Origin of the sequence: Photobacterium aquae (genome assembly GCF_001029445.1) — a bacterium.
Classification (GTDB): Bacteria; Pseudomonadota; Gammaproteobacteria; order Enterobacterales; family Vibrionaceae; genus Photobacterium; species Photobacterium aquae.
Genome location: NZ_LDOT01000020.1, coordinates 107,828 through 132,605, shown reverse-complemented (window position 1 = coordinate 132,605; position 24,778 = coordinate 107,828). Strand labels below are relative to the sequence as shown.

Genomic DNA, 24,778 nt, shown 5'->3' with positions numbered 1-24,778 from the left:
TCCCAAATCCCCCCAGTTTGGCTTGCTGACATATCACCATGCTCACCCACAGTCACAACATTACCCGCTCCTGAGCCAACCTGCTATTTTCCAGCCTTAATATCCCTCACCAAAGAAAGCATCATACTTACCCCCCAATTCGTCCTCCATACTTCTCGTCATGTGGCGATTGATTCTGCATATAATGCTAACTTGCGTGTATTTTTGGCATATTCTTCAACAAATCCTTTTCACTATGGGAGAATTAAGGTACTTTCGCGTTGCACTGCACTCAGGTGAGTTATAAGCTCGCTATGAGTATGAATTGGAGAATGAAATGGACAAGCATGAAGAAGTATTGATAGCGCTGCGACAGATTATTCGCGCTATCGACCTACACTCACGGAAACTCAATAAAGTTGCTGGATTGACCGGGCCCCAGCTCGTTCTGATGCGCGCTATTCGTGATTCGGGAGAGGTCACCATTCGCCAACTGTCCAATATCACCAACATGAGCCAGGCAACAGCCACAACGATTCTAGATCGCCTTGAAAGTCGTAATCTAGTTATTCGCCAGCGCAGTCAACTGGATAAACGCAAAGTGCATGCTCACCTAACCCCTGAAGGTGAAGCGGTTCTAGCTAAGGCCCCACTACCGTTACAAGAAGACTTTGTTGCCCAATTCCAAAACCTGGAAGACTGGGAGCAGTCATTGCTTCTTTCATCTGTACAGCGCATTTCGACCATGATGAATGCCGAGCACCTTGACGTCGCGGCCATGCTCCATGTGGGCCACATCAACCCACAAGATCCAGAGAACTAACCCCCAATGCTGCTCGAGGGGATTGAAACCCTATTGGTGCTTGCTGAAGAAGGCACCATGAGCAAAGCCGGCAACCGCCTATACCTTAGCCAAAGTGCCGTGAGTAAACGCATTGCCAAGCTTGAAATCAGGCTTGGCAAAAAACTGATCATTCCTGATGGCAGGCGAATTCAACTAACCCCACAAGCCAAGCAGCTGATTGCCTCCGTAGGACCCAGCATTTCCGAGCTAAAAGGGCTGATTTCTGATCAGATATCGCTAGAAGACCATACTACAATCAGTCTTGCCTGCTCTGAAACTCTGGTCGCCGGCTATCTCGCCCCTATTTTGGCCAACTATTTCTCTCAAGACAGGCACATCACGCTAACAACGCATCACACGCCAATTATTGTCGAAAAAGTCCAAGCCGGAGAGGCAACCATTGGATTCTGTGCAGGGCACCTTCCTCCCCAGCACGGGCTCGACATCGTTCACCTGTTTGATGAGCCTTTTAATATTGTCAGCCACACACCGCTCACATCCCCACCAACGAGCTTGCTCACCAATGTGCTCAGCAACCCGGCTAATGCCTATCAGGCGGGAATCTTACAAAAAGCCGGTATCGCACCGCTAATGCAGATGGACTCTTATACAGCCGCCGCACAGTTGGCGCTCAACGGGGTTGCGCCCGCGTTGGTTCCCTTGTCCATTATCCAAACACTTAACATCTCGTCGAAGCACTGCTTCCATTTTGATTTTTTAGATACCCTCACCCGACCGGTACACCTTTGCTATCGTTCCAAAAGCCTGCAAAATCAACGCGTCGTCACCTTGCTCAAGGCCATTTCAGCCGTTCTGCTCACAAAAAAAGAGCCAAGCTCACACAAGCATTGACTCTTATTGAAGATCACCTGTAATAGGTGTTGCGTTCAAATCACAAGCCTCAAGGCCGATTCGTAACGATCAGCTAAACCACTGCGGGTTTTGCTCCACCAGCAATTTCACCGCCATAACCATAGATACCGTTACCACCATCGGACGAATCAAATTACGCCCCTTAGTCACGACAACCTTGGCACCGAGGCGAGCACCAATAAAACCACCCACGGCCATAGCCAAACCCACTTTCCATACCGGTAAACCGGCAATCACGAACAGTATCAGGGCGGCAATATTCGACGTGAAGTTAAGCACCTTAGTACGAGCTGTCGCCTCAACAATCCCTAACTGGGCAATCACGACAAAACACACCGTAAACAGAGAGCCCGTACCCGGACCGAAAAATCCATCGTAAAAGCCAATGCCAGTGCCGACTGAAAAGGCAAAAGCGGCTTCAGACAGCTTAGGCGTACCGCCCCCTTTTCCTGCATCTGGTGCAAACAGGAAATACAGCGAGATCCCCACCAGCAGCACAGGGATCAAATTGGTCAGGATACCGGCATCAATCACCTGTACCGAAAGTGCCCCCACAGCCGAGCCTGCAAAAGTACAGGCAATAGCTAGGCGCATATCTTTCAACTTCACCAAACCATTGCGGACAAAGTAGAGCGAGGCAGAAAAGCTACCAAATGAGCTTTGCAGTTTGTTCGTAGCCAGCGCCTGTGCAGGTGGCAGCCCGGCCGCTAACAGTGCAGGCACTGTCAGCATCCCCCCACCTCCGGCAATGGCATCGATAAACCCTGCCATGCTTGCTACTAGAAAGAGGGCTCCAATAATTTCCCAGCTTAATTCCATACCATTCCCAAAAATCAACAATCCATGCCCGCTCGTAATAAGACTGAAATTACGTCTATCTACCGAGACAAAACATAAGCACAAAGAATTTCGCTAGATTAAGGGGCGATGAAGAAAAAGAAAAACGAAAAAAAGGATACCAATCCTTTCCAACTTGGAATCAGTCAGATGATAAAGCGGCGCTCTATTGGGCATCAAAACCATCGGGCTAGAAAGGGATCAGCTCAATTTTCCCCCATATCATAGCGTCATAAAATTACAGCAATAAGCTGAACCGTGTCATTTTGTTGTTTTATTACAACACTGCGCTATTTCTCGCTCAGCCCCCATGTTCAAAACTGATGATTATTGCAGCTTATTAATACAAGCCTATTTCCGTCATTATGTCAGTCATGCAAAATGATTGTTTCCAAAAACATTCCAATACAAATGTGCAATATAAAAGCAACAAACATAAATCATTGATTTTTAATCATTTATTATTGAGCCATTAGTCATTAAGCGAAATTCAACTCACAAATTATTCATTTGTCTGATCAAATCATGCAAAAAAAACCGTAGCCCTCCCCCTTCGCTTATCTAAAATATCCCTCCCACAACGTCGAGCCACACACAAACTTAACAAAATTACAAACATCATCGCGCTGGCTATGAACCAACGCGTCCTTCACAGGAAGACAAACGATGGAGTGGAACACCCCATGTTAAACCTTATAATTTCCGTAATACCTATTTTGCTGCTGATTTGGATGATGACCAAACGCAACGCACTACCATCGCATATCGCCCTACCGATCACTGCACTGCTGGTAGGCCTGCTACAACTCTTCTATTTCGGCAGCGATGGCCAAACCCTGGCAGCCAATATTTTCGCAGGTGCTCTATCGGCACTCACCCCTATTTCTATCATTGCCGGCGCTATCTTACTCAATCGCACCATCGCCCTATCAGGGGCAGAAACCGTTATTCGCCAATGGCTGGAAACCATCAGCCGTAACCCTGTTGCCCAATTGATGATCATTGGCTGGGCATTTGCTTTCATGATTGAAGGCGCTTCTGGCTTTGGCACCCCTGCGGCGATTGCCGCTCCAATTCTGGTTGGCCTCGGCTTTCCGCCACTACAAGTTGCCATGCTTGCGCTGGTCATGAACTCGGTACCGGTCTCTTTTGGTGCCGTTGGCACCCCAACATGGTTTGGCTTTGGCAACCTTGGTCTTAGCGAAGCAGAACTCTTGGTAACCGGCCAACACTCAGCCTTACTCCATGCGTTGGCTGCCTTCATCATTCCGGTACTGGCTCTTCGCTTCGTCGTCACCTGGCAGCAAATTCGCCGCAATCTGCTATTCGTCCAGCTAAGCGTACTGAGCTGTACTATTCCCTATTACCTACTGGCACAATGGAACTATGAATTCCCGGCGCTGATCGGTGGTGCGATTGGTATGGGTGTCTCCATCTTACTGGCTCGCTCTCGCATCGGCCTTGACAACGCACCCGATACTGCTCGCGAAGAACAATGCAAACGCCTGCCTGCCGGTACGGTATTCAAGGCTATTGCGCCGACACTTCTGCTGATTGGTATCTTGATTATCACCCGCATCCAGCAGCTGGGTATCAAGGCTATGCTCAACGATGCCAGCCCACTGCTGCACCTCGACCTCGGTATCCTAGGCCAATTGAGCATCAGCAAAGCGCTGATCATCAAGCTCGGCGGCATCTTTGCCACCGACACCAGTTGGGCTTACAAGACCCTGTATGTCCCTGCCCTGATCCCATTCTTGCTGGTCGTACTTATCTCAATCCCACTGCTGGGTATGAGTCGCACCGTCGTCAAACAAGCCTTTGTCGAGACCGGTAGCCGCCTGAAAATGCCATTTATTGCCTTGGTTGGGGCACTAATCATGGTGAAGCTGATGATGATGGGCGGTGAACACTCCCCGATCATGACGACGGGCAAAGCATTTGCCGATCTAACAGGTACCAGCTGGCAGTACTTCGCCGCCTATCTTGGCGCACTGGGAGCCTTTTTCTCAGGCTCGGCAACCGTGTCCAACCTGACATTCGGTGCGATTCAGCAGAGTATCGCCCATACCGTCGATCTGCCACAGACCACAATCCTTGCTTTGCAGTCTGTCGGCGGCGCCATGGGCAATATGGTTTGTATCAATAACATCATTGCCGTCTCGACTATCCTAGGTATTAGCAACCGAGAAGGCTACATCATCAAGCGCACCGTGGTGCCTATGATGCTTTACGGAATCATCGCCGCGGTGGGCAGCACCCTACTCTAGCCCCCCGGAATGACATGCGGACAACAGGAACACCGCCCGCCCTTAGCCCGGCATGATGCCGGGCCTAGCCATAGCGCCTGCCTTGCAGACACAGACTAGACCATAACGAAAAATACGACGAAAAGGTGGTAACCCCACCCACTGGAGCAACTATGAAGGTAAACTTTTTTGCTACCTGCCTATGCGACACCGTCAAGGCAGAAGTGGCCAAAAAAACGGTCTTATTACTTGAGCAGCTCGGCTGTGAGGTCATCTTCCCCGAGAAGCAGGGATGCTGCGGCCAGCCTTCGCTCAACAGCGGCTATATCGATGAGAGCAAGGCTGCAATGAAAAAAACCATTGCCGCATTTGAAGCCAATGACTATCCGATTGTCTGCCCAGCCGGCTCATGTGCCGCAGCGGTGAAGCGTTATCCTAAATACCTTGCTGATGAGCCCCTATGGGCTGCCCGTGCCCAAGAGGTTGCCGACCGCCTGTTCGAATTGACCCAATTTATTGTCAACCAATTGGGAACCGTGGATTTGGGTGCCAAACTGACAGGCAAAGCTGTCTACCACCCATCATGCAGCCTGATCCGCAAACTTAATGTCCGCGAAGAGCCGCTGGCCCTACTCGCCCATGTCGAAGGCCTCGAGCTACTGCCTATCCAGAACCAAGAGACTTGCTGCGGTTTCGGCGGGACCTTCTCGGTCAAAATGGCCGAAATCTCCGGTGAAATGGTCAAAGAGAAAGTCGCCCACATCAGCGAAGCAGAGCCGGACTACCTCATCGGTGCCGATATCAGCTGCCTAATCAATATCGGTGGCCGAATCAACCGTGAAGGCAAGCCAATCAAAGTAATGCACATTGTCGATGTGCTGATGAGCCGCTGAGGAGATATCACATGTCGATGAAAACCAGCCAGGACAAGTTCAAAGACCGTATCAAGGTCAACATGCAAGACAGCTTCATGCGCGAATCTGTTGCTAATGCCCAGACCCGCATGTTCACCAACCGCCAAATTGCTGCCGAAAAACTCGGCCACTGGGACGACTGGCGCCAAATGGGGATGGAAATCCGCAACCATGTTCTCGAGAACCTGGATTACTACCTCCACCAACTCAGTGACAAAGTTGCCGAGAATGGCGGCACGGTCTTCTTTGCACAAACCGCCGAAGAAGCCACCCAGTACATCGAAAACATCATCAAGCAGAAGAACGCCCGCAAGATCGTCAAATCCAAGTCGATGGTGACCGAGGAGATCAGCCTCAACGCAATGATCGAGCGTAACGGGTGCGAAGTGGTCGAAACCGACCTCGGCGAATATATCCTCCAAACCGACGACTACGATGCCCCCTCGCATATCGTCGTACCGGCCCTGCACAAAAACCGCTACCAGATCCGCGATATTTTCCGCGACAAGCTGGGCTACGAGGGCGACGAGGAGCCAGAGGCCATTACCCGCTTCGTCCGCAACTATATCCGCCACGATTTCCTCGAAGCCGATATCGGCATCTCCGGCTGTAACTTTGCCGTGGCCGAATCCGGAACGGTGACACTGGTTACCAACGAAGGCAACGCCCGCTTGGCCACCAGCCTGCCGAAGACCCATATTGCCGTGATGGGCATGGAACGTATCGTCCCGACGTTCGAAGAGCTAGATATCGTTGTCAGCCTGCTATGCCGCAGCGCGGTTGGCTTGCCACTAACCGGTTACGTTACCGCACTGACCGGACCACGCGAAGCCGGGCACTTAGACGGGCCTGAAGAGTTCCACCTTGTTATCGTCGACAATGGCCGCTCTGATATCCTCGGTTCGGAGTTCCGAGACATCCTGCGCTGCGTTCGTTGCGCGGCTTGTATCAATACCTGCCCAGCCTACCGCCATATCGGTGGCCACTCTTACGGCTCCATCTATTCCGGCCCGATTGGTGCCGTATTATCCCCGCTGCTTGGCGGCTATGATGATTTCAAAGATCTGCCGTATGCCTGCAGCCTTTGCCGCGCCTGCCATGATGTATGCCCGGTTAAGATCCCGCTGTCTGACCTACTCCTCAAACACCGTCAGAAAATCGCCGAGCAGGGCCTGACACCGCTGGCCGAGCGCGCATCAGTGAAAGCATTCACCGTCCTCAATGCCCACCCTATGCTATGGGACGCAGGTGTGAAAATCGGTGCAAGTGTCGCAGGCAAACTGATCAAGAACGGCAAAATGCCAATTTCCGCAGGGGCTATCAGCGAATGGACCGAAGCCCGGGATCTACCACAACCGGACGGCCAGTCATTCCGCAGCTGGTTCAAACAAAGAAACAAAAAGCAGGAGTCGTAATCATGAGCCAGATCATCAACCGTGATAGCTTCCTTGACAATATCGCGGCCAAGCTAGGCCGTGAGCGCAACACCACAGCCGTCGAGCGTCCAGCCCTGTCAACCCGACGCCACCTTGAGGTAATGGCCGACTTCGATCAAGACCAACTCAAAACCGTCTTGGTTGATTACGCCAATACCGCACTGGGCGCACAAGCGGTTGTCACCACCAAAGACAGCCTTAGCCTGACCCTGCGCGAAATCTGTGACAGCTACTGCCACAGCGATGCCGAAGAGAACAGCAGCATCAAAGCTCCGGCAGAAACATTGGTCTCAGCCGATCCGCGCCTGCTTGCCCTGTTTGATCCCGAGGCACTCGATACACCAGAACACGTTGTCCACGTTTGGAATACGGATCTTGGCGTCGGCCCGAACATTGAGATCGCTGAACGCGCCAAAGTCGGTATTGTCTATGCCGAACAGGCGCTGGCCGAATCCGGTACTATGGTGCTCTATAGCCAAGTGGCCCAAGGACGAGCCATCAGCTTGCTGCCTGAAGCATCTGTTTTTGTCGTGCCGAAAAGCGCACTGGTTGCCCGCCTCACCCAAGCGACAGCCAAGCTTCATGAGATGGCTAAGCAAGGCCAGCGCGTGCCGTCTTGCGTCAACTTTATCTCTGGCCCAAGCTCTACGGCCGATATCGAGCTGATTAAGGTTGTTGGTGTACACGGCCCTATCTATGCCACGTACGTGATCATCGACGATCTGTAAACGACCACAAGGTACTCCGTCAGGTTTAAGCTTGACTTAAATAATCCAAAGCCACCCCTCTCAGGGTGGCTTTCTCTTAGACGCTATACTCGATATCTCCCAGCAACCTTAAGATACCGGTCTCGTGCAGATCCTGCATATTGAGATTAGTCGGGTATAATATCCCTATACTCACCAACCCATTTTGAAGTTATGACGCCGCATATTGACGATCTTGTTCTGTTTACCCAAATCATTGACCACGGCTCATTTAGCAAAGTGGCCGAGATCAACAAAATCACCAAATCTGTCGTCAGCAAGCGCATCAGCAAGCTCGAGCAACAACTCGGGGTACAGCTTATCTACCGGACCACCCGCAAGCTGACCCTGACCGAGCCCGGCACCATGCTCTACCACCGCGCGCGAGACATCCAGCAGGCCGCCCAATCTGCCTTCGATGCCGTCAGCAGCTATAACGAGGTGCTCTCTGGCACTATGCGCGTCTCCGTGCCAACCATCTCAGGAGAGTTGCTTCTGGCTGACGCACTGTCCGACTTCTGCCAGAAACACCCGGGGTTGAATATCGAAATGTCGATGGATAACCACTTTGTCGATCTGGTTGCCGATCACTACGACTTAGTCATTCGAACCGGATTTTTAGAAGACTCCAGCCTCATCGCCCGCCACATCTTCAATTCGCGCTGGGTGATCTGCGCAACACCGGATTACCTAGAAAAGCATGGCTGCCCCCAAACTCCCCGTGCCCTTCTGCGCCACAATTGTCTCGGCTATACCCAGCAAAGCACAGGGCCTTTCGACTGGTTATTCCTACGCCATACCAACGAGACCTATACCCTCAAAGTCTCCGGTAACTTTTCGGCCGACAACGCCATCGCGCTAAAAAAAGCCACTCTGGCGGGCAACGGTATTGCCTATTTGCCAACCTGCCTTGTCTACGACGAGCTCCAAGCCGGAAAACTGGTCGAAGTGCTACCAGAACATGCTGGCAAAGTCGTCGGAATTTATGCGGTCTACCCCTACACCAAACAGCCGCCAAGGCGTACTCAGGCCCTTATTGAGCATATCCGGGAACGGTATCTGGCCATCAAAGAACGTTTCTAGCCAGCTTCCAGCCCCAAACTGCCAAGCAAAAAAAGAGGAGGCTCCGTAATGAAGCCTCCTCTTTTTTGTTCAGTCCTATCGCTAGGCACAGACCCTATCGCTAACCTTGTCACTGGCGATTGCGGCACATTTCAGCAGGGAACGCCAATTGCACCATCACATGGCGCTGGAACAAGTCATCATAACCTTGCTCTGCCAGCGCTTTTTCCATACAAAGCAGCCACGCGTTCTTTTCTGCCATTCCAATCGATACGTGACGATGAGCTCCGGGCAAATTCATCGCCCCATACTTTTCGCTGTAACGCGACGGCCCACCCAACCAGCCAATCAAGAAGGTGGTGAGTTTTTCTATCGACTCGCTAAGGTCATCGGCATGCATCGCCCTTAATTCAGCCGCTTCGGGCAAGGCATCCATCATGGCATAAAAGGACTCAACCAACTGCCGTACCCCCGATTCACCACCTGCGGCAATAAATGCGGTATCACCCTCATTAAAATTCGGAGCAGTTCGGGGTTCAATAGTATGTTCGTTGGCGCGGTAAGGCTTCATAATGACATTCGGCAAAACAATTGAGGAAAACTATAAACGTATATTAGTGGCTTGCTCAAAAATTTCCGATATAAATATCTTATTCTCTGAATTCAAGATTCAGATCAGACAAGACCGTAAACCCACCATGATCGGGATAAGTTTTTGTCACCTCACAACTTGGCTCAAATCTGAATCGTCGTGGCAATTGTCACGACAATACAATTGCGAGAACGTCATCCAACAACTGGAAAAAGAAAGAATCAAGCGAATAGTTTACTCTTTTTGGGAAGAGGTACGCCTATAGATACCTTCAATATCTCTCAATGTTAGTGACAGAGGGCTCATTCGCCCTCTGTTACACAACACACTTTGATGAATCAAATTACCACTAACTGTCTATCTCTATCGGCCCACCAAAGGACGTAACCGGCGGCACTTCGCCAGTATATTTCTCCATTTGCACCACAACCGTATTGGCACTTGTCGCCTGCGCCAGCTCAGATGTACCTATATCCATCGTCACCGTATTGGGATCGCCATAGGTATCGATAGAGCCAACTTTCTCGTTAAGCGGTCCGTACCACGCACCCTCATAGATTCGGATCACGCCTAGCGGATAATTGTCAGACACCACCGCACCGGCCAGCAACTGCCCGCGATCGTTGAAAACCCGCACCAAATCACCGTCTTTGATCCCGCGCGACTTAGCATCCTCCGGACTGATATACACCGGTTCGCGATCCTGAACAGTATACGTGGCTCGGTATTCATCCGATTCACACATCTGCGAATGCAAACGCTGATCAGGGTGACAGGACTGCAGCCAGAGTGGGAACTTATCCGACCCCGGCCCACCATGGGAACGCTCGGCTTTTTCAAACCACATCGGATGCCCCTGGCAGTGATCATACTTGTAACCGGCAATCTTACGACTAAATACCTCGATAAACCCTGATGGTGTCCCTAATGGATTGATTTCAGGGTCTTCACGGAATTTCGCATGAGCCACATAGTCCTTGCCTTCACCGAAATTCACCCAGCCAGCCTGATCCTGAGCCCAAAACTCCTCAAACGGCGGCATCTTAAAGCTATCTTTATTCGCTTCACGGCAATCTTCATACAGGCTCTTGATCCACTCCATCTCGCCCATACCCCGGGTATATTCTTTCTGGCGATCAAAGCGACGGCAAAAATCCGTAAAAATGTCGAAATCAGTCCGCGACTGATAAAGCGGATCGACCAACTTGTGCATCGCCAACAAACCACTACCCGAATAGGCACCGTACAAGTCAATATCGTTTCGCTCAAACTGAGTACATGCAGGAAGGACGATATCAGAAAAACGGCAAGTCGCCGTCCAGGCAAAATCAATAGTGACGACTGTCTGCAATTTCTGGAACGCCTTTTTCATCCGGTTGCGGTCCTGATGATGGTGCCAAGGGTTGCATCCGCTAACCACCAGCATCTTGATATCCGGAAGCTTAACCTTATTACCGTTGTAATTGATTTCCTTACCCGGTTCATGAATCGCATCTATCCAGCGCGCCACGGGTATAGTTTTGCTATAGCCCTTGAAATCCGTGCTGTCCCACTTCGGTTTTTGCCCTTCATCAACATTACGCGGGAACCCGCCCGGCCCAGACGCCCCCGTCGGCGGTATCCCCACCCCGCTGTAATGGTGGGAATATGAAATACCACCACCCGGCAGACCGATTTTGCCCAGCATTGTCGCCAAAACGGCCCCCATCCAATAAGGTTGCTCACCGTGCTGCTGGCGCTGTACCGCCCAACCAAAAATCAGCTGAGTACGCCCCTTGGCCAACAGGCGGGCAAATTCCCTAATCTCATCGGCTTTCACCCCGCAAATAGGCTCTGCCCATTCCGGAGACTTCTCAGTTTTGTCTTCCGCCTTACCCAATACATACGGAATGAATTCATCAAAACCCAATGCATAGGTATCAATAAATTCTTTGTCGTAGAGTTTTTCGTTATACAAGGTATGAGCGATAGCCAACATGAACGGCACATCGGTTTGCGGGTTAACGTAGCGATGATCACATTGCAGGTAATTCTGAGTTTTGGATTTTACCGGATCAACGCAGATCACCTTGATCCCTTTCTTGGCCACCTTCTCCTTCAACTGCTCATAATATTCATAAGAGTCATGGGTTTCGCACTGCCAGCCAACCTGAGTATTCTTGAGTGGGTCATTGGCCCAGAACACCACGGTATCGGTATGCTCCAAGATCAACGGCCAAGACGTCCCCTGGGCATAAACTTCGGTCGACCCCAGCACATAGGGCAGAATGGTTTGCCCCGCTCCGGTCGAGTAGTCACCGATTTTGGTGATAAAATTACCGTGCATCCCAACCGCACGCTGCATATGGCTGGTACAACTCTGAAACTGACCGGTCATCCGCCAGCCGGTCATGCCAGCATACAGCGCCGAAGGGCCATACTCTTTCTGCACCCGCTCCAGCTCGTTGTAGAACAAGTCCAGCGCTTCATCCCAAGTTACCCGGATGAAACGGTTGCTACCACGGGTATCTCCGCTATATTTGTGCTTTTTCAGCCAATCCAGCCGCACCATTGGGTAACGGACCCGTGACGGGTTATAGATGATCCCCTTGATACCATTGAGCATATCTGTCGGGTACTTGTCACGATCCAGCGGCTTGATCTCCTGCACTTTACCGTTATAGATCCGGGCTCTGAACGCCCCCCAATGCGAACCCGTGACTTTCCACACCCCATCCGCCGAATAGGGCGATGTTGCCTCTTCGGCTGCATGGGCCGCGGCAGTCAATAAACTGGGGCCAATGGCAGCCACTGCACTGGTTGTTGCCAGCCCTTGTAAAAATCGACGTCGACTCAGAGACATACTGTTACCTCACTTCGCTTCTATCTATTAGTGGCCAGCATCAGAAAAATCAGATGAATGCTTCTGAAGATATTTCAAAACCAGCGCTTCGCTGTCATGATCCAAATTAACGAATGCCAGCATCCCTTTGAACATCCCCGGCCAAGTATTGGCATCAAAATGGTTTTCAGCCGGTTGGGTATGGCACACCGAACAGTTATTGGTATAAGCCGGTTTGGCTTCAGCCCAAATTGCATCGATGTTATCGAGCAGCGAATCCTTAGGCATCCACAATTTCACCGTCACCTTCTGCCAGCCCAAACCTGTCAAAGGATCTTCCTTCTCTTCAAATTTCTCGACCAAGGTTTCGCTCAAAGCGGCATCCTTGCTCAATGCCGCAGTTGGGATATTCAGGCCAAAGTCCTCATTGATCACCCGACCAAACCCTTTGGTTTTACGCCAACCCGACAGCTCAACCTGAATGGCATTATCAGCCACCTTAATCACTTTGACTTCCGATGCGGGATTGAGCTGACCACCATCGGTGGTGAGGGCCTCGTCCTCGAACATTGGCAGGTAACGAACGCTGTAGTAGTCATTGCCCGCTTCAAATTTGGTTTGCTTAGACTGCTGAACCAGTTGCTGAACCATACCACCCGATAGCTGCATATTTTCCGGCAACTGGTGGGCTATCCCCTTATGGCAATCCAAACAGCTCTGGTCACGCGCGGCGGCCTGTTTCATCTGGGTACGAGCCAAATCCGACATTTCATCCCACTTCATACTGTCGTAGTTATGGCAACTCTTACACTCCAGCGAACCGTTAGCGGCAAAGCGCTCCCATTCGTGATTGGCGAGCTCTGCTCGTTTAGCAAGAAATTTCTCTCGGGTATCAATGGTACCGAATATCGCCCCGAACACTTCCTTACTTGCCTGCATCTTACGAGCGATTTTATCGGTCCAATTATGCGGGACATGGCAATCTGGGCACGTCGCCCTGACCCCTGAATGATTCGACCAGTGAACCGTTTGCTGAAGTTCCTCGTATACATTGTCACGCATCTCATGACAGCCGATACAAAACTTCTCTGTATTGGTCATCTCGAGGGCTGTATTAAATCCGCCCCAAAAAATAATACCGGCGATAAACCCGCCAAGGGTCAATACGCCCAAACTAATATGTACTGCGGGACGCCAGAATGTCGCCCACAGCTTCTTAAGAAAGCTCATCATAGTGCTAACCTATTCCATCTTTAGCTAATCAAAGGCTCTGCCTAATCCTCAGTCCCTTACCATTCAGCTCCGCCCCTATGAGATCTGGCAGGGAAAGCACTCCATGATCTAACCATGACCCGGAGGCCCAAGGAAAAAGACCTGCATCGCCCACACAATAAAGCCATAGCCACCGACTATGGCGACCGCGAGAATGGGAAAAAGAAAAATGGTGATAAACAAGAACGAGCGCCACTCATATTTAGCTCTTTCTTTTTCATCGACTTGCTCAGGTGTACTCATTGTTGACATCCTATTGTTATGGTTGACGTCATATGCACGACACTGCTGCTGGACCATGCGAACAACATTAGGGTAAGTATAGTTAAGGATGCGGAGTGGACTGAGAATTGCTAAGAAATGGCTCATGCACAAACTAATGGTAAGTAATTGCATGATTTAAATATAAAAAAAGGGTGCCCATTGGCACCCTTTATATTCACTTATATTGTACTTTACAGTGACGCACTGTAAATCGTCTGGTTTTGCTGGTATAGCTTCAGACGCTGGGTAAACTTGGCATAGCGTTGGCTGCTATTGTCATCAAGCTTGCCCAAGGCCGTTTTCTGCGCCTCGATAGCGCGGCGGAACTCGCCGCAAGCCGCATAAGCCGCCGCCAAATTATCGTAATCACCCGCATCACCTGTACCGCTTCGGCTCAAAACCTGCTTGGCTAATTTCAACGCACGGTGGCCATCTCGCATTTTTGAATCACGACAAGTCGCATACAACCAAACCAAATTGCGCTTAGATTCTAGCGATCCTCCGTTGGCCGCCTCGTTAAACCACTTAATCGCGTTGCCACAGTCCTCGTTGCCAGAGGCCCCAGAAGCATAATACATCCCCAGCTCAACCATCGCCGGCACATCACCTTCGTTAGCAGCTTGGGTATACCAGTTAATCGCCTGCGTATAATCACGCGGCAGTACTTCACCGGCCTTGAACAGATCGCCAATCAAGGTTTTCACCTCCGGCATATCCACTGCCGCTTTCTCAAGCCAATACATACCCTTAAGCGGATCGGCCTTCAAACCGTTGGTACCTTCCAGATAAGCCCGCCCCAGAAAGAGCTGCATATTTTTATCGCCCTGCTCTGCTTCAAGCTCAACATAATTGAGGGTGGTTGCCAAATGATGCTTAGGCGACGTCGTTACCGATGCCTGTACAGACATCGCCCCTAATGCAGCCAAGCTAAACAGGGTTCCGAATACTACTTTCTTCAGGTTGATTACTGCGGTCATATCTGGATCTCGTCGTGTGGCGTTCGGGATTGGCTGGCAATGTAATGAAGAGAAGGTTAAAAAACAACCATATTTTACTAGACAATAACGACGTGATTTAACGACATTTACGCAGATTTATTTCACCGTCAGGTGGTTAGAGACGCGATATCTTGCGCAAAAAAAGGAGGAAATGTGAGTTTGATCATATGAAAGGATACCGTAACAGAACCCATCTGAATTCGGACTGAACTGCCTTTCAGTTTTCAGAGCTGCCGCCACAAAAAACGGCCATACAATTTGATGGCCGTTTTTTTCTGGCAAAAATGCTCTCAGCTAAAGGTTGCGATATGCTTCGCCACCAGCTTCAACATACTGATTCTGGTATTTCACCGCTTCACCATCAAGGTCGATATCAAGATCAATCTCATTTGGCAAATCCATCAAAGCATCACACACCAAGACCAAGTCATATTCACCTTGCTGGACATAATCGACACTATAGGAATTGTCCTTCTGCACTTTGGCCGTATAAGACGGTGCGTAATCCGATCCTAAATCACCGTATTGTTCACTGCCTGACGGATAGAGATACACATAAGCCCCTTTTGCAGACTCAACACACGATGATACATCGATATCGCCAAACAACTTACCGGCCAATAGATTATCGACCACACGGAAGCCTTCACTCTTAAGCACATAGGCATCATTGACCAACTGGATCATGCTTCTAATATCAAAAGACATGGTGAAGGTCGTTGGAACATCAATATTGATATTGAGACCGTCAACTTTGAGATCATCGACAATATCCATCTTGAGTTTATCAACCGGGTTACCTACATACGAATATGGCGTATCAAGGAAATCACCGTAGCTGCCTTGCAATACCGACAGCGCCATACTGGTGTATTCCCCTACAGGCAAAAGCTGGTCGGAAATCAAATTGACCAAATCAACGCCTGAAATATCGTACAAATCGATAACGATAAATTTAGGGAAACCATCGTTATCCACCGGAATTTCAGAATCGGCAGGAATACACTGGGTTGAATTGACCCCGTAAGGATCTGACATACTCTTAGTCGTCAATTCAATGATCTTACCCGACAAATCCGTCAGGCTTACCGCGTCAATCGCCAAACAGGCCTGCAGATCATCCGCTCCATCTGGAACTTCTTTATCAGGAAGCTCAACATCAACCGATACCGGCGCTTCCTGCTCCTCTGCCTGCGGTGCGGTTTCGCCCTCAAGCAAATTAGACACTTCGTCTGAATCACTACACCCAACCACAAACAGCGTGGCGAGCATTGGTATTAGTACTTTTTTCATGTCATCACCCCTACGACAATCCTTCTGATGGCCTTGTACCAAACCGCCTGCTGGCCGCCGATTGTTTGGTTATTTGTTGTTAAGCTGAATGCTATTTCAGTTGGCCGAATCTGACAGTAAAAAGTGTAGGCACTTACCGAAGCGCAAAAAATTTATCCTAGAGATAATTAAGTATTGAGAAAAAGATCTTACTCTCAAGACGAAAAAAGCCGGTCTTTCGACCGGCTTTGCTTAGCGTGTTGAATCACGGAGTATTAGGCGGGATCGAGATCCAGCATCGTCTGGAAATTAGCTGGCGTTTTCGGTTCTTGACCGAAACCGCGCAGACCAACGACGTGCACATGCTCACGATCCTTGAAGATCTTACGTACCAGCTTATAGGTGGTACCTTTCTCTGGGCTGATATTTTCCGGAGCGGCGATAAGCAGCTGCATATCCAGACGCTCACACAGCTCGAACAGAGTCGCAATCGACTTACCATCCAGACGTGCGGCCTCATCGAGGAACAGCAAGCGACACGGAATAATGTCCTTGCCGCGCAGACGGCGGGATTCTTCTTCCCAGCTCTGGACGACCATCAGCAAGATAGCCTGACCGGTACCAATCGCCTCACCCGTCGACAGCGCACCAGACTCAGCCTGCAGCCAACCGTCAGTACCACGGTTAACCTCAATGCTCAGCTCAAGGTAGTTACGGTAATCCAGCAGTTCCTCACCCAAAATCTGCGGCGAACGCTGGCCCATATCGATATGCGGGTTCAGACGCTGGAACAACTTGGCAATAGCCTCAGAGAACGACAGGCGGTTGTTGCCGAACAGATCCTGATGCTGCTCCTGCTGCTCGGCAAGGCCGGCCAGCAATTGCTCGTGCGTATCACGTACCTTGACGTTCAGGCGCACACCATTGACCTGACCAAAACCAATATTCTGGAGGCCTTGGTTCAGCATTCGAATACGGTTCTGCTCGCGCTGGATCGTCTTACGGATAATATTGGCCACCGAATCAGAGCTGATTGCCAGACGCTGTTCGCGGGCCGTCAGTTCTTCTGTCAAGCGTGCCAGCTCCACTTCCATTTCCTCGATCGCTTCAACCGGATCATCGGTACGGATAATGTCGTGACGGATACGCTCGCGCAGGTGCTGGTATACGGCAATGTAGAACAGAACCTTACGCTCTGGGCGCGAGACATCTTCCGATGCACGCAGGGCATCACGGAGGTTCTCGTTATCGGCAACAGCCAGACGCAGGGCACCCAATGATTTATCCGACAGCGAACGCAGTTCATCGGCGCTCATGTAAGCCATTTCACGGCGGTGCAGACGACGCTCGACATCGCTTTCGCGAGCCAGACGCAGTACCGCACACCAACCGGCCTTGGCCATTACCACCAGCTTGCGGATTTCCTGATAATCCTTGCCTACCTTACGCAGACGCTTAATCAGCGACTTCATTTCCAGCTCAATGGATGTCATCGACTTCTCAAGCTGGCTACGACGGGTACGGGAACTATGCAGACGCTCATTAAGCTCGTCACGGCGCTGGCGGGCACGCTCTTCGGCTTCCACATCGGCACGTACACCCAGATCCTGAAGCTCACGTTCAAATTCCTGCACGGTTTCAAGCTTGGCTTGGTGCGAACTCTTCAGCGAGGCCATCAGCTGGTTGTACTGGTTGGCTTGGGCGCGTGTCTGCTTCAGCGCATCACGGCAACGGTTACGCTCACGCTCTGCCGCGGCAAGCTTGGCCTTCAGCTGTTCGTTAAGCTCCGAGCTCTTGTTGAGCATATCAACCGAGTCGGCATAACCGAAGTGATGGCGTCGCTCAACCAGATCAGCCACGGCAAAAATATTGGCCTTCAGCTTCTGCAACTTGGCATCGGCATCTTCGTAGCTGGTTTTAAGGGCATCGAATTGTTCAGGGTCGGCATCCAGTGCTGACAGCAAACCTTCCAGTTCCGCCAGTGCCTTACCATGACGGTCAAGGTAGCTCTGTGCCTCGCCAAGCTGGGACAACTGCTGATCGACTTCTTCAAAGCGCGCAGTCAGGGTATCGTCTTCCAGCAGGTTCACCAACGGGCTGATTTTGCCCAGCAAGACCAATCCTTCACGTGCAGCACTCAACTGGCTACGCTGCTGCTGCTCCTGCGCTTCTGAATCAGCAAGCTGGCGGGCAAACTGGCTACGTTTGTCTCGCGCGACTTTCAATGCTGCTTCCGGATCAGGCTGGAACGCCACGGCCATATGGGTCGCAACAAAGCTGTTGAAGCTCTGGTACAAACGCTGCAGTTTCTGCGAATCAAACGATGCTTTGGCGTGATCTTCAATCAGCTGCTCACGCTCTTCGCGCAGTTGCTCAAGGCGCAACTCACGGGCAGCTCGGCCAAATAGCGGAACTTTCGGGAAACGAGAGTAACGCAGCTGACGATCATTGAGGTGAACGCATACCGCACCTTCCAGCTCATCAACATCAAAACCGCTATCATCAAACGAATCGGCATCACCTTCAAGGATGTACAAATCATCAGGGCAGTCATCAAGGGCAACCAGCTTGTCTTTGATCCCTTTAAGATCCGGCACCACGATGGCATGGCGCGCAGGGCCGTACATAGCACTGAAATACGGGGCATCGGCAAGCGTAATGTCATCATAAATTTCAGACAACAGGCTACCACCCAGGGTATCGGCCAACGCACGCAAACGCGAGTCATCACTGCCGCCCGGCTGGGCCAAGCGTTCAATTTCCTGCTCCAGCTGTGTTTTGCGCAAAGCCAATTGATCACGCTTTGCAGACACCTCACGCTCTTTATCAAGCGTGTGCTGCATCGCGTCCATCACGGCCTGGCTGTCATACAGCTCAGACTCCGATTGCTCAGCCAGCTTTTCCAGTGCATCCGCCGCTGCGATCCACGCCGGGGCCGCCGCTTCGTAACGGGCAATCTCAGCCGCTTGCTGCTGCTCGCCGCGACGCAATTCGTTACGCTGCTCTACCAGCATTTCCTGCTGTTGTTCAAGCTCTTCCAGCGTCGCTTCATGACGAGCCTGCTCTTCGGCCAGAGCCAGTTCGCCATCGATGTTGAATGCAAAACGCTTGCTGTAGGCTTCCGCCAGTTCCAGTGCCTGACGCTGATTGCGCATCGCACGCTCAAGATCCCGGTACTGAGCTTTGAGCTGCTCGCCACGATCTTTCACCGCCGTCAATTGACGTGCATGGGACAGCAGTTCACGAGCCTTGCTGCCGGCTTCTGAACGCGCAACGCTTCCTGCGATGGTCGTCACAATCGCCAAGCCCTTGTCGAACTGCTCGGCAGCCGCAGCTGACATATCAAGACGGTGTTTCAATGCTAGCAAAGCGGTGGTTTGCGTATCCTGCTCTTGCTTTAGCTGCGCCAGATACGGCACGGCCTTGTCGGCCAACAGCTGATGATCACCAGAAAGCTCACGGGCTTTTTCCAGCGCCTGCAACGCCTGCTGATATTGCAAGGCACGCGTTTGCTGCATATCCAGCGCCTGCTGGTAGTCGGCTAGCTGGGTCTTCAGGCTGTCCACTTCCTCTTCGGTCAGCAGGGCCTGCTCTTCAGCCATCGCCAGCTGCTCAGCAGCCTCTTCAACCACCATCACCTGCTCTTCGAGGCGTTCAGTCAGCTCTTCCAGATCTTCGCGGTAGCGCTCGATCTTCTCTTGCTGACGCACAGCAGTCTGAACCAATTGCAGGTGGTCAGATGCAGCCTGATGATCCTGCTCCAGCGCACCTTCGCGCTCGGTCAGCTCATCCAGCTCTTCCGTCATGTTCTTCAGCGAGACCTGATGATCGTCCAGCGTTTTACGCGAACCCATCAGCTCACCGCGCAAGCTCAATGTCTGCTCAAGCTTGTTACGACGCTCGTTGGCGTGGCGCATATAGTCGGCAGCCACATAATTGGTCGCTTCGGTGATCAGGTGTTTGAACAGATCACGGTCACTCTGGGTCAGCTTAATCGCTTCCAGTGTCATCCGGTTTTCGCGCAGGGCCGCTTCCATATCTTGGAAGGCTTTCTTGACCCCGCTGTTGTGCGGCAACAGGTAATCACGCAGTGAACGGGTGATCGCACTTGAGATACCGCCGTACAGCGATGCCTCGATCAAACGGTAGAACTTCGAACGGTCGGTGCTGTTGCGCAGCTTCTTCGGCAGTACGCCAAATTCGAACATCTGCACATGGTAATCCGTTACCGAGTTGAAAGCCTTGAACACAACGCCTTCGTACTCGGCCGCCAGCATGTCTTTGACTTCATTGATCTGACGAACGCGCGCCTGATTTTCAGACAAGGTTTCCACCAACACATCGGTCGGTTTAACATGTGCAGGCAGACCCTGGATAATAAATGGCTTGATATCCACTTTCTTATCACGACCGGCAACCTGCTGTAGCTTCACCGCAAAAATGATGCGCTGCTTCTTGGAGTTCACTACATCCAATGCTGAGTAACAGGTACCCGGCTTCAACTTACCATGCAGACCCTTGTCGCGAGAGGCATTCGAGCTACCCGCTTCCGTGGTGTTACGGAAGTGCAGCAGGCTCTGGTCAGGGATCAGCGAGGTGATAAATGCCGCCATGGTGGTCGATTTACCGGCACCGTTCCCCCCAGATAGAGTCGTTACCAGATTATCGATATCAAAGGTACGGGCAAAAAAGCCGTTCCAGTTGACCATAGTCAACGATTGGTACTTACCGCGTTCCATTAGGCTTCACCCTCCTGACCGGCAATTTCAAGTTCTTGCTGTTCTTCATCTGAGCCAAGCAGGCTAGATTGGCTCGGTGCCTGCTGGTGAACGACTACGGCTTCACCGTCGCGGATCAAGCGCATCTGTGCCTCGCGGATATCATCCCCGGCGCGAACATCGGCACCAAAGCGGAATGTCGCCTCGCTGATGCGGAATTTGCCATTGTCACCAATCGGAATAATCATCCCCAGACGGCGCAAACGGCGCAGTGAGGTCTTGACCTTGTCGTAGAGTTTCTCGCGGTCAAGATCCGAACCTGATGCACGGTTGGTCACCAGCTTCATCAGTTTCTGCTCATCGGCCAGAACCATCAGCTCATCGAACAGCTCTTGGTTGGTAAAGATACCCTCATGGGCCAGACGCTCAGGGCTCAGGTATAGGAAACACAATACCTTGCCAACCAGCATATCCAGCTCTGTCAGCACCGAACGGCTAATCAGAGAGGTCGAGCGAGGGCGCAGGTAGAAGAAACCTTCCGGTGCGCGCACCAACTCGGCATTGTAGCGCTTGTAAAACATTGCCAGCTCCTGCTCGAACTCAATCAGCAGGGCATGGTTATCCAAATCTTCGCTCGAGATATGTCGGCCCGTGCGAAGCGCGTTATCCAGTGCCGGGAAAAGCGGGTTGGCAATAGCCTTGGCCAGCTTCTCAGGCATAAATTCTTCAATATTTGTCAATGACATTTGCTTGTACCTTGGCTCCATACTCATTAATGGCTTCCCAGTCAGGCTGGATCGCGTTGAAGTCAGACTCGGAATAACCCAGCCTTACTGCCTGATCCACCACTAAGCGCGCTAAATCAAAATGCTGCGCATGCGGATGCTGAGCCAAATAATCTTTCAGTAACGTACTGAGGTTGATAGGCGTTCCGTTGTCCCGGTGAGCCTGAAGCATGGCAGCAACTTGCTCCGCCAACAGGTCATTGACCAGATCAAGCTCCTCGAATTCCATCTCTTCAGGCACCAGGCCTGTTACTTCGTCGTCACGGAGCACCAATGACTCGTCGCGCATGTCAAGCAGACGCTCGGCATCGGCATAAGTCAGTACCCAAGGTGCATCGAAGTAATCCTGAACCGACTGGCGCAAACGCTGGCTGAAAGCCCGGTTCTTATCCATGTCGATCGCGGTACGAATGAATTTATGAACATGGCGGTCATAGCCAATCCACAAGTCAATCGCCTGCTGGCCCCAGTTGATAATCCGGTCAAGTTTGGCCTGCAGGTTGTAAACCATCGCATCGACAAAATCGAGCTCAGGCTTGCCCTGAACGGTTTCCTGAATGATCAGCAACTGTGTCTGCAACTGGTCGCCAGCAGCCTGCAAGGTATCTTGCAGTTCGCGCAGGGTACTGGAGGTTTCATTCAGCAACATTTCACAACTGGTGATCGCTGCGCGCCAGTCCTGATTCAGCAGTTCGGCAATGTCATGCTTCACTTGCTGCTGCTGTTCGTCCATCGAACGCTGGTTAAGGTCAATGCGGTCGAAAATCTCGGCAACCGAGTATTTCAATACTGCATGGACATTTTTGCGCCAATGTTTCTCATCACCACCCTGCTGGGCAGCGCTGGCAGCCTTGTTGATTTCATCGGCTACCATCGCAAGCTGGATAGACAGCTTGAGATTGGAATACTCACGGTGGCGAGCATAATAGTCGGTGATCCCCAATGCCAGTGGACTGAGGCGGTAGATACTTGCCCCGTCTGTCATTTCACTGGTAAAGCGGGATATCAAACGTTGGCGAACCAACTCATTAATGGCGTTGTTGGCTCGGAAAGATATGGTTTCGGGTGTCTGACCAAACAGATCGCTGACAATGCGAAATGCATCCACCAGCTCTCCTTCCCCCAATTCTTCATCAAAACGATCGCCGCTCAATACAGCAATCGCCAACAGAAACGCCAGCCGTTCAGTTGGCAGGCTAAGCTCAAATTGATGCTGCTTAACCCAATTTACCAACTCAGGAACGGTCTGGGTGACTTCACTCATCCGTTGTCCTTATCGCTGTTATGTTTCTCTGTCCCGTTAGTTTCGAGCGGCTTTTGCGCATAAACGTGGATATAGCGCCCGAGGGACAAATAAGGTTCCTGACGACAAAGCATCTGCTCCATCGCCAACACCTGTTCGAATGTGTAATCCCCAACTCTTACGGTCTGCATGTAGTCGTGGAATGTGCGCACGCCGGTTTTACCCAAAATAGAAAAACCAGCATCGGTCAGCCAGCTATATACGTCTTCTGGCTTCAATCCTTTTTGCGGTTGCAACTTGAAACGCTTGCGATGCGGCATCCCTTCTTCGATGTGGGTGAGGTTGCCGCAGATCAGGTTCTTGAACAACAACCCGTGGTAGTTGTAGAACATGACAGAAATAACACCGCCCGGTTTGACTTGGTCAAGCAAACCTTCCAATGCCGATTTCGGATCGGCCAGCCATTCCATGACGGCATGGAACATCACCAGATCCACTTGGGCATCAAGATGCTCGCCGACTTCCTGCACAGGGCAGTGAACCAAGCGATATTGCTCAAGCAGGCCTTGTTTGGCAATTTCCTGCTCGGCTAATTTCAGCATTTCGCCAGAAAGATCACATAAAGTGACGTGATGTCCCTTCTCTGCAACCTTCTGCGAGAGCTGGCCAACCCCTCCCCCGGCATCAAGTACCGTCAGGGGTGTATTATTTTCCAATAGGGCTAAAACTTGCTCAAGATCTTCCCATACGACAGTTTGGCGAATTTGCCCCTTGCCTGTACCGTAAATATTTTTTGCAAATTTTTGCGCTATATCGTCAAAATTTCGATCTTCGATCACGTCAGCTTTACGTTATGATAGCGGTTCAAAAAAAGTAGCTCATTTTCTCACAAGCGATAGAGGAATAAAGGCTTGTGGTGCTTTTTCAAGCTCAACTGCTGATTTTTCGGACGACATTTCATGTTTGAACTCAAAAAAATTGTCTCAGCATTTTTAATGCCACTCCCGGCATTGCTGATGTTAGGGCTATTCGGCCTGCTATTGCTCTGGTTTACCCGTCGCAAAGGCTTGGCTTCGTTGTTTATCAGTTTCGCCTTTCTGGGTATTTTCTTGGTGTCATTCCAACCTGTTGCAACAAGCCTGTTGCGCCCGCTGGAAAAAGCCTACCCGCCCTACGTACCCTCGGGAAAAATCGTTGAATACGTCATGGTGCTCGGTAGCGGCCATGTCATCGATGATGCGATGCCCATTACCTCGCAGCTATCGCGTACTGCGATGGTTCGCCTGACCGAAGGGATCCGCATCCACCGCTTTTTCCCCGGCTCCAAACTGATCCTCTCCGGCTACGGGGGCGGTTCTGATATAAGCCAAGCGAGGATGATGGCCAAAGTCGCACTGGCGCTTGGCGTACACAAAAACGATATCCTGCTGCTGGAAACCGCCCGGGATACCAATGAAGAAGCGTTTCAAGCGAAGTCCGTCGTAGGGCAAAGCAAGCTGGTGGTTGTTACCTCAGCCAGCCATATGAAACGAGCCATCCAAGAATTCAATTCCGTCGGGCTAAACCCAACTCCGGCACCGACCAACTTCTTGGCTAGCAACAAAATCAAAGAGCCGTGGGACCGTTACCGCCCGTCAGCCAAGTACCTTGAGCAAACCGAGCGTTATTGGCACGAAAAAATGGGCCACTGGTGGCATCAGCTGCGTGACCTGCTCACTGAACGGCCTAGCGAACCTTCGCCAGCCCAATAAGACTCCAACCGGCCAAGCTACAGGCGAGGCCGGTCATTTTCTCCACTCAAACCGACCATAGACAGCCTGCCACAGCCCTGCTCTATCCGCATCATCCGCATTGCGCCAGACCAACCTCTTTG

19 protein-coding genes are annotated in these 24,778 nt (G+C 51.3%); 8 read left to right on the top strand and 11 right to left on the bottom strand.

Annotated features, from left to right (window positions below; all coding sequences use genetic code 11):
• Positions 1 to 316 precede the first annotated feature (316 nt).
• Together ABT56_RS13865 and ABT56_RS13860 are read left to right on the top strand one after the other, a co-directional pair.
• Positions 317 to 802 (top strand): MarR family winged helix-turn-helix transcriptional regulator, encoded by a 486-nt coding sequence (locus ABT56_RS13865; RefSeq protein WP_047879480.1) that lies wholly within the window; start codon positions 317 to 319, stop codon positions 800 to 802.
• A gap of 6 nt (positions 803 to 808) precedes the next feature.
• Entirely contained in the window at positions 809 to 1,675 is an 867-nt protein-coding gene (locus tag ABT56_RS13860; protein ID WP_047879479.1) for a LysR family transcriptional regulator, read from the top strand.
• A 69-nt stretch (positions 1,676 to 1,744) separates the two neighbouring features.
• Here ABT56_RS13860 and ABT56_RS13855 read toward each other — a convergent pair whose 3' ends face one another.
• Positions 1,745 to 2,515, bottom strand: a complete 771-nt coding sequence (locus ABT56_RS13855) for a TSUP family transporter (protein WP_047879478.1) — start codon at positions 2,513 to 2,515, stop codon at positions 1,745 to 1,747.
• 701 nt (positions 2,516 to 3,216) lie between these two features.
• On the opposite strand from ABT56_RS13855, the gene ABT56_RS13850 reads away from it, so the two are divergent.
• The 5 genes from ABT56_RS13850 (at position 3,217) to ABT56_RS13830 (ending at position 8,961) form a co-directional block, all read left to right on the top strand.
• Positions 3,217 to 4,803, top strand: a complete 1,587-nt coding sequence (locus tag ABT56_RS13850; protein ID WP_047879477.1) for an L-lactate permease — start codon at positions 3,217 to 3,219, stop codon at positions 4,801 to 4,803.
• A 152-nt stretch (positions 4,804 to 4,955) separates the two neighbouring features.
• Positions 4,956 to 5,675, top strand: coding sequence for a (Fe-S)-binding protein (locus tag ABT56_RS13845; RefSeq protein ID WP_047879476.1), 720 nt, complete (start codon positions 4,956 to 4,958; stop codon positions 5,673 to 5,675).
• A gap of 11 nt (positions 5,676 to 5,686) precedes the next feature.
• The gene (locus ABT56_RS13840; RefSeq protein ID WP_047879475.1) at positions 5,687 to 7,111 is read left to right on the top strand and encodes a LutB/LldF family L-lactate oxidation iron-sulfur protein; all 1,425 of its coding nucleotides are present in this window, start codon (positions 5,687 to 5,689) and stop codon (positions 7,109 to 7,111) included.
• Between the two features lie 2 nt (positions 7,112 to 7,113).
• On the top strand, positions 7,114 to 7,860 hold the full coding sequence (locus ABT56_RS13835) for a LutC/YkgG family protein (protein ID WP_047879474.1): 747 nt from the start codon (positions 7,114 to 7,116) through the stop codon (positions 7,858 to 7,860).
• Between the two features lie 192 nt (positions 7,861 to 8,052).
• Complete coding sequence (locus ABT56_RS13830) at positions 8,053 to 8,961, top strand: LysR family transcriptional regulator (protein WP_047879473.1); 909 nt, start codon at positions 8,053 to 8,055, stop codon at positions 8,959 to 8,961.
• Between the two features lie 109 nt (positions 8,962 to 9,070).
• Here the strand turns inward: ABT56_RS13830 and ABT56_RS13825 are convergent, their stop codons facing one another.
• From ABT56_RS13825 to cmoM, 10 genes are all read right to left on the bottom strand, one after another.
• Entirely contained in the window at positions 9,071 to 9,511 is a 441-nt protein-coding gene (locus ABT56_RS13825; RefSeq protein ID WP_047879472.1) for a group II truncated hemoglobin, read from the bottom strand.
• A gap of 370 nt (positions 9,512 to 9,881) precedes the next feature.
• Positions 9,882 to 12,374, bottom strand: a complete 2,493-nt coding sequence (gene torA / locus ABT56_RS13815; protein WP_047879470.1) for a trimethylamine-N-oxide reductase TorA — start codon at positions 12,372 to 12,374, stop codon at positions 9,882 to 9,884.
• A 27-nt stretch (positions 12,375 to 12,401) separates the two neighbouring features.
• On the bottom strand, positions 12,402 to 13,586 hold the full coding sequence (torC, locus tag ABT56_RS13810) for a pentaheme c-type cytochrome TorC (RefSeq protein ID WP_047879469.1): 1,185 nt from the start codon (positions 13,584 to 13,586) through the stop codon (positions 12,402 to 12,404).
• A gap of 108 nt (positions 13,587 to 13,694) precedes the next feature.
• Entirely contained in the window at positions 13,695 to 13,868 is a 174-nt protein-coding gene (gene torE / locus ABT56_RS13805) for a trimethylamine N-oxide reductase system protein TorE (protein WP_047879468.1), read from the bottom strand.
• Positions 13,869 to 14,080: 212 nt separating this feature from the next.
• Entirely contained in the window at positions 14,081 to 14,866 is a 786-nt protein-coding gene (locus tag ABT56_RS13800) for a tetratricopeptide repeat protein (protein WP_047879467.1), read from the bottom strand.
• A 315-nt stretch (positions 14,867 to 15,181) separates the two neighbouring features.
• On the bottom strand, positions 15,182 to 16,180 hold the full coding sequence (locus tag ABT56_RS13795) for a DUF4382 domain-containing protein (protein WP_047879466.1): 999 nt from the start codon (positions 16,178 to 16,180) through the stop codon (positions 15,182 to 15,184).
• Between the two features lie 254 nt (positions 16,181 to 16,434).
• Positions 16,435 to 20,898 (bottom strand): chromosome partition protein MukB, encoded by a 4,464-nt coding sequence (gene mukB / locus ABT56_RS13790; RefSeq protein WP_047879465.1) that lies wholly within the window; start codon positions 20,896 to 20,898, stop codon positions 16,435 to 16,437.
• Complete coding sequence (mukE, locus tag ABT56_RS13785; RefSeq protein WP_047879464.1) at positions 20,898 to 21,623, bottom strand: chromosome partition protein MukE; 726 nt, start codon at positions 21,621 to 21,623, stop codon at positions 20,898 to 20,900. The genes mukB and mukE overlap by 1 nt, the downstream gene beginning before the upstream one ends.
• Positions 21,604 to 22,926 carry a chromosome partition protein MukF gene (mukF, locus tag ABT56_RS13780; RefSeq protein WP_047879463.1) on the bottom strand — a complete coding sequence of 441 codons (1,323 nt, stop codon included), beginning with the start codon at positions 22,924 to 22,926 and terminating at the stop codon, positions 21,604 to 21,606. The genes mukE and mukF overlap by 20 nt, the downstream gene beginning before the upstream one ends.
• A complete protein-coding gene (gene cmoM, locus ABT56_RS13775) occupies positions 22,923 to 23,744 on the bottom strand; it encodes a tRNA uridine 5-oxyacetic acid(34) methyltransferase CmoM (RefSeq protein ID WP_047879462.1) in 822 nt (273 codons plus the stop codon). Before cmoM ends, mukF begins: the two co-directional genes overlap by 4 nt.
• A 120-nt stretch (positions 23,745 to 23,864) precedes the next feature.
• Between cmoM and elyC the strand changes: the two genes are divergently transcribed.
• Positions 23,865 to 24,656, top strand: coding sequence for an envelope biogenesis factor ElyC (elyC, locus tag ABT56_RS13770; RefSeq protein WP_047879461.1), 792 nt, complete (start codon positions 23,865 to 23,867; stop codon positions 24,654 to 24,656).
• Positions 24,657 to 24,778: the final 122 nt, after the last annotated feature.

Coding starts and splice junctions, on each gene's coding strand:
- ABT56_RS13865 (WP_047879480.1), top strand. CDS start 317: ATGGACAAGCATGAAGAAGTATTGATAGCGCTGCGACAGATTATTCGC.
- ABT56_RS13860 (WP_047879479.1), top strand. CDS start 809: ATGCTGCTCGAGGGGATTGAAACCCTATTGGTGCTTGCTGAAGAAGGC.
- ABT56_RS13855 (WP_047879478.1), bottom strand. CDS start 2,515: ATGGAATTAAGCTGGGAAATTATTGGAGCCCTCTTTCTAGTAGCAAGC.
- ABT56_RS13850 (WP_047879477.1), top strand. CDS start 3,217: ATGTTAAACCTTATAATTTCCGTAATACCTATTTTGCTGCTGATTTGG.
- ABT56_RS13845 (WP_047879476.1), top strand. CDS start 4,956: ATGAAGGTAAACTTTTTTGCTACCTGCCTATGCGACACCGTCAAGGCA.
- ABT56_RS13840 (WP_047879475.1), top strand. CDS start 5,687: ATGTCGATGAAAACCAGCCAGGACAAGTTCAAAGACCGTATCAAGGTC.
- ABT56_RS13835 (WP_047879474.1), top strand. CDS start 7,114: ATGAGCCAGATCATCAACCGTGATAGCTTCCTTGACAATATCGCGGCC.
- ABT56_RS13830 (WP_047879473.1), top strand. CDS start 8,053: ATGACGCCGCATATTGACGATCTTGTTCTGTTTACCCAAATCATTGAC.
- ABT56_RS13825 (WP_047879472.1), bottom strand. CDS start 9,511: ATGAAGCCTTACCGCGCCAACGAACATACTATTGAACCCCGAACTGCT.
- torA (WP_047879470.1), bottom strand. CDS start 12,374: ATGTCTCTGAGTCGACGTCGATTTTTACAAGGGCTGGCAACAACCAGT.
- torC (WP_047879469.1), bottom strand. CDS start 13,586: ATGATGAGCTTTCTTAAGAAGCTGTGGGCGACATTCTGGCGTCCCGCA.
- torE (WP_047879468.1), bottom strand. CDS start 13,868: ATGAGTACACCTGAGCAAGTCGATGAAAAAGAAAGAGCTAAATATGAG.
- ABT56_RS13800 (WP_047879467.1), bottom strand. CDS start 14,866: ATGACCGCAGTAATCAACCTGAAGAAAGTAGTATTCGGAACCCTGTTT.
- ABT56_RS13795 (WP_047879466.1), bottom strand. CDS start 16,180: ATGAAAAAAGTACTAATACCAATGCTCGCCACGCTGTTTGTGGTTGGG.
- mukB (WP_047879465.1), bottom strand. CDS start 20,898: ATGGAACGCGGTAAGTACCAATCGTTGACTATGGTCAACTGGAACGGC.
- mukE (WP_047879464.1), bottom strand. CDS start 21,623: ATGTCATTGACAAATATTGAAGAATTTATGCCTGAGAAGCTGGCCAAG.
- mukF (WP_047879463.1), bottom strand. CDS start 22,926: ATGAGTGAAGTCACCCAGACCGTTCCTGAGTTGGTAAATTGGGTTAAG.
- elyC (WP_047879461.1), top strand. CDS start 23,865: ATGTTTGAACTCAAAAAAATTGTCTCAGCATTTTTAATGCCACTCCCG.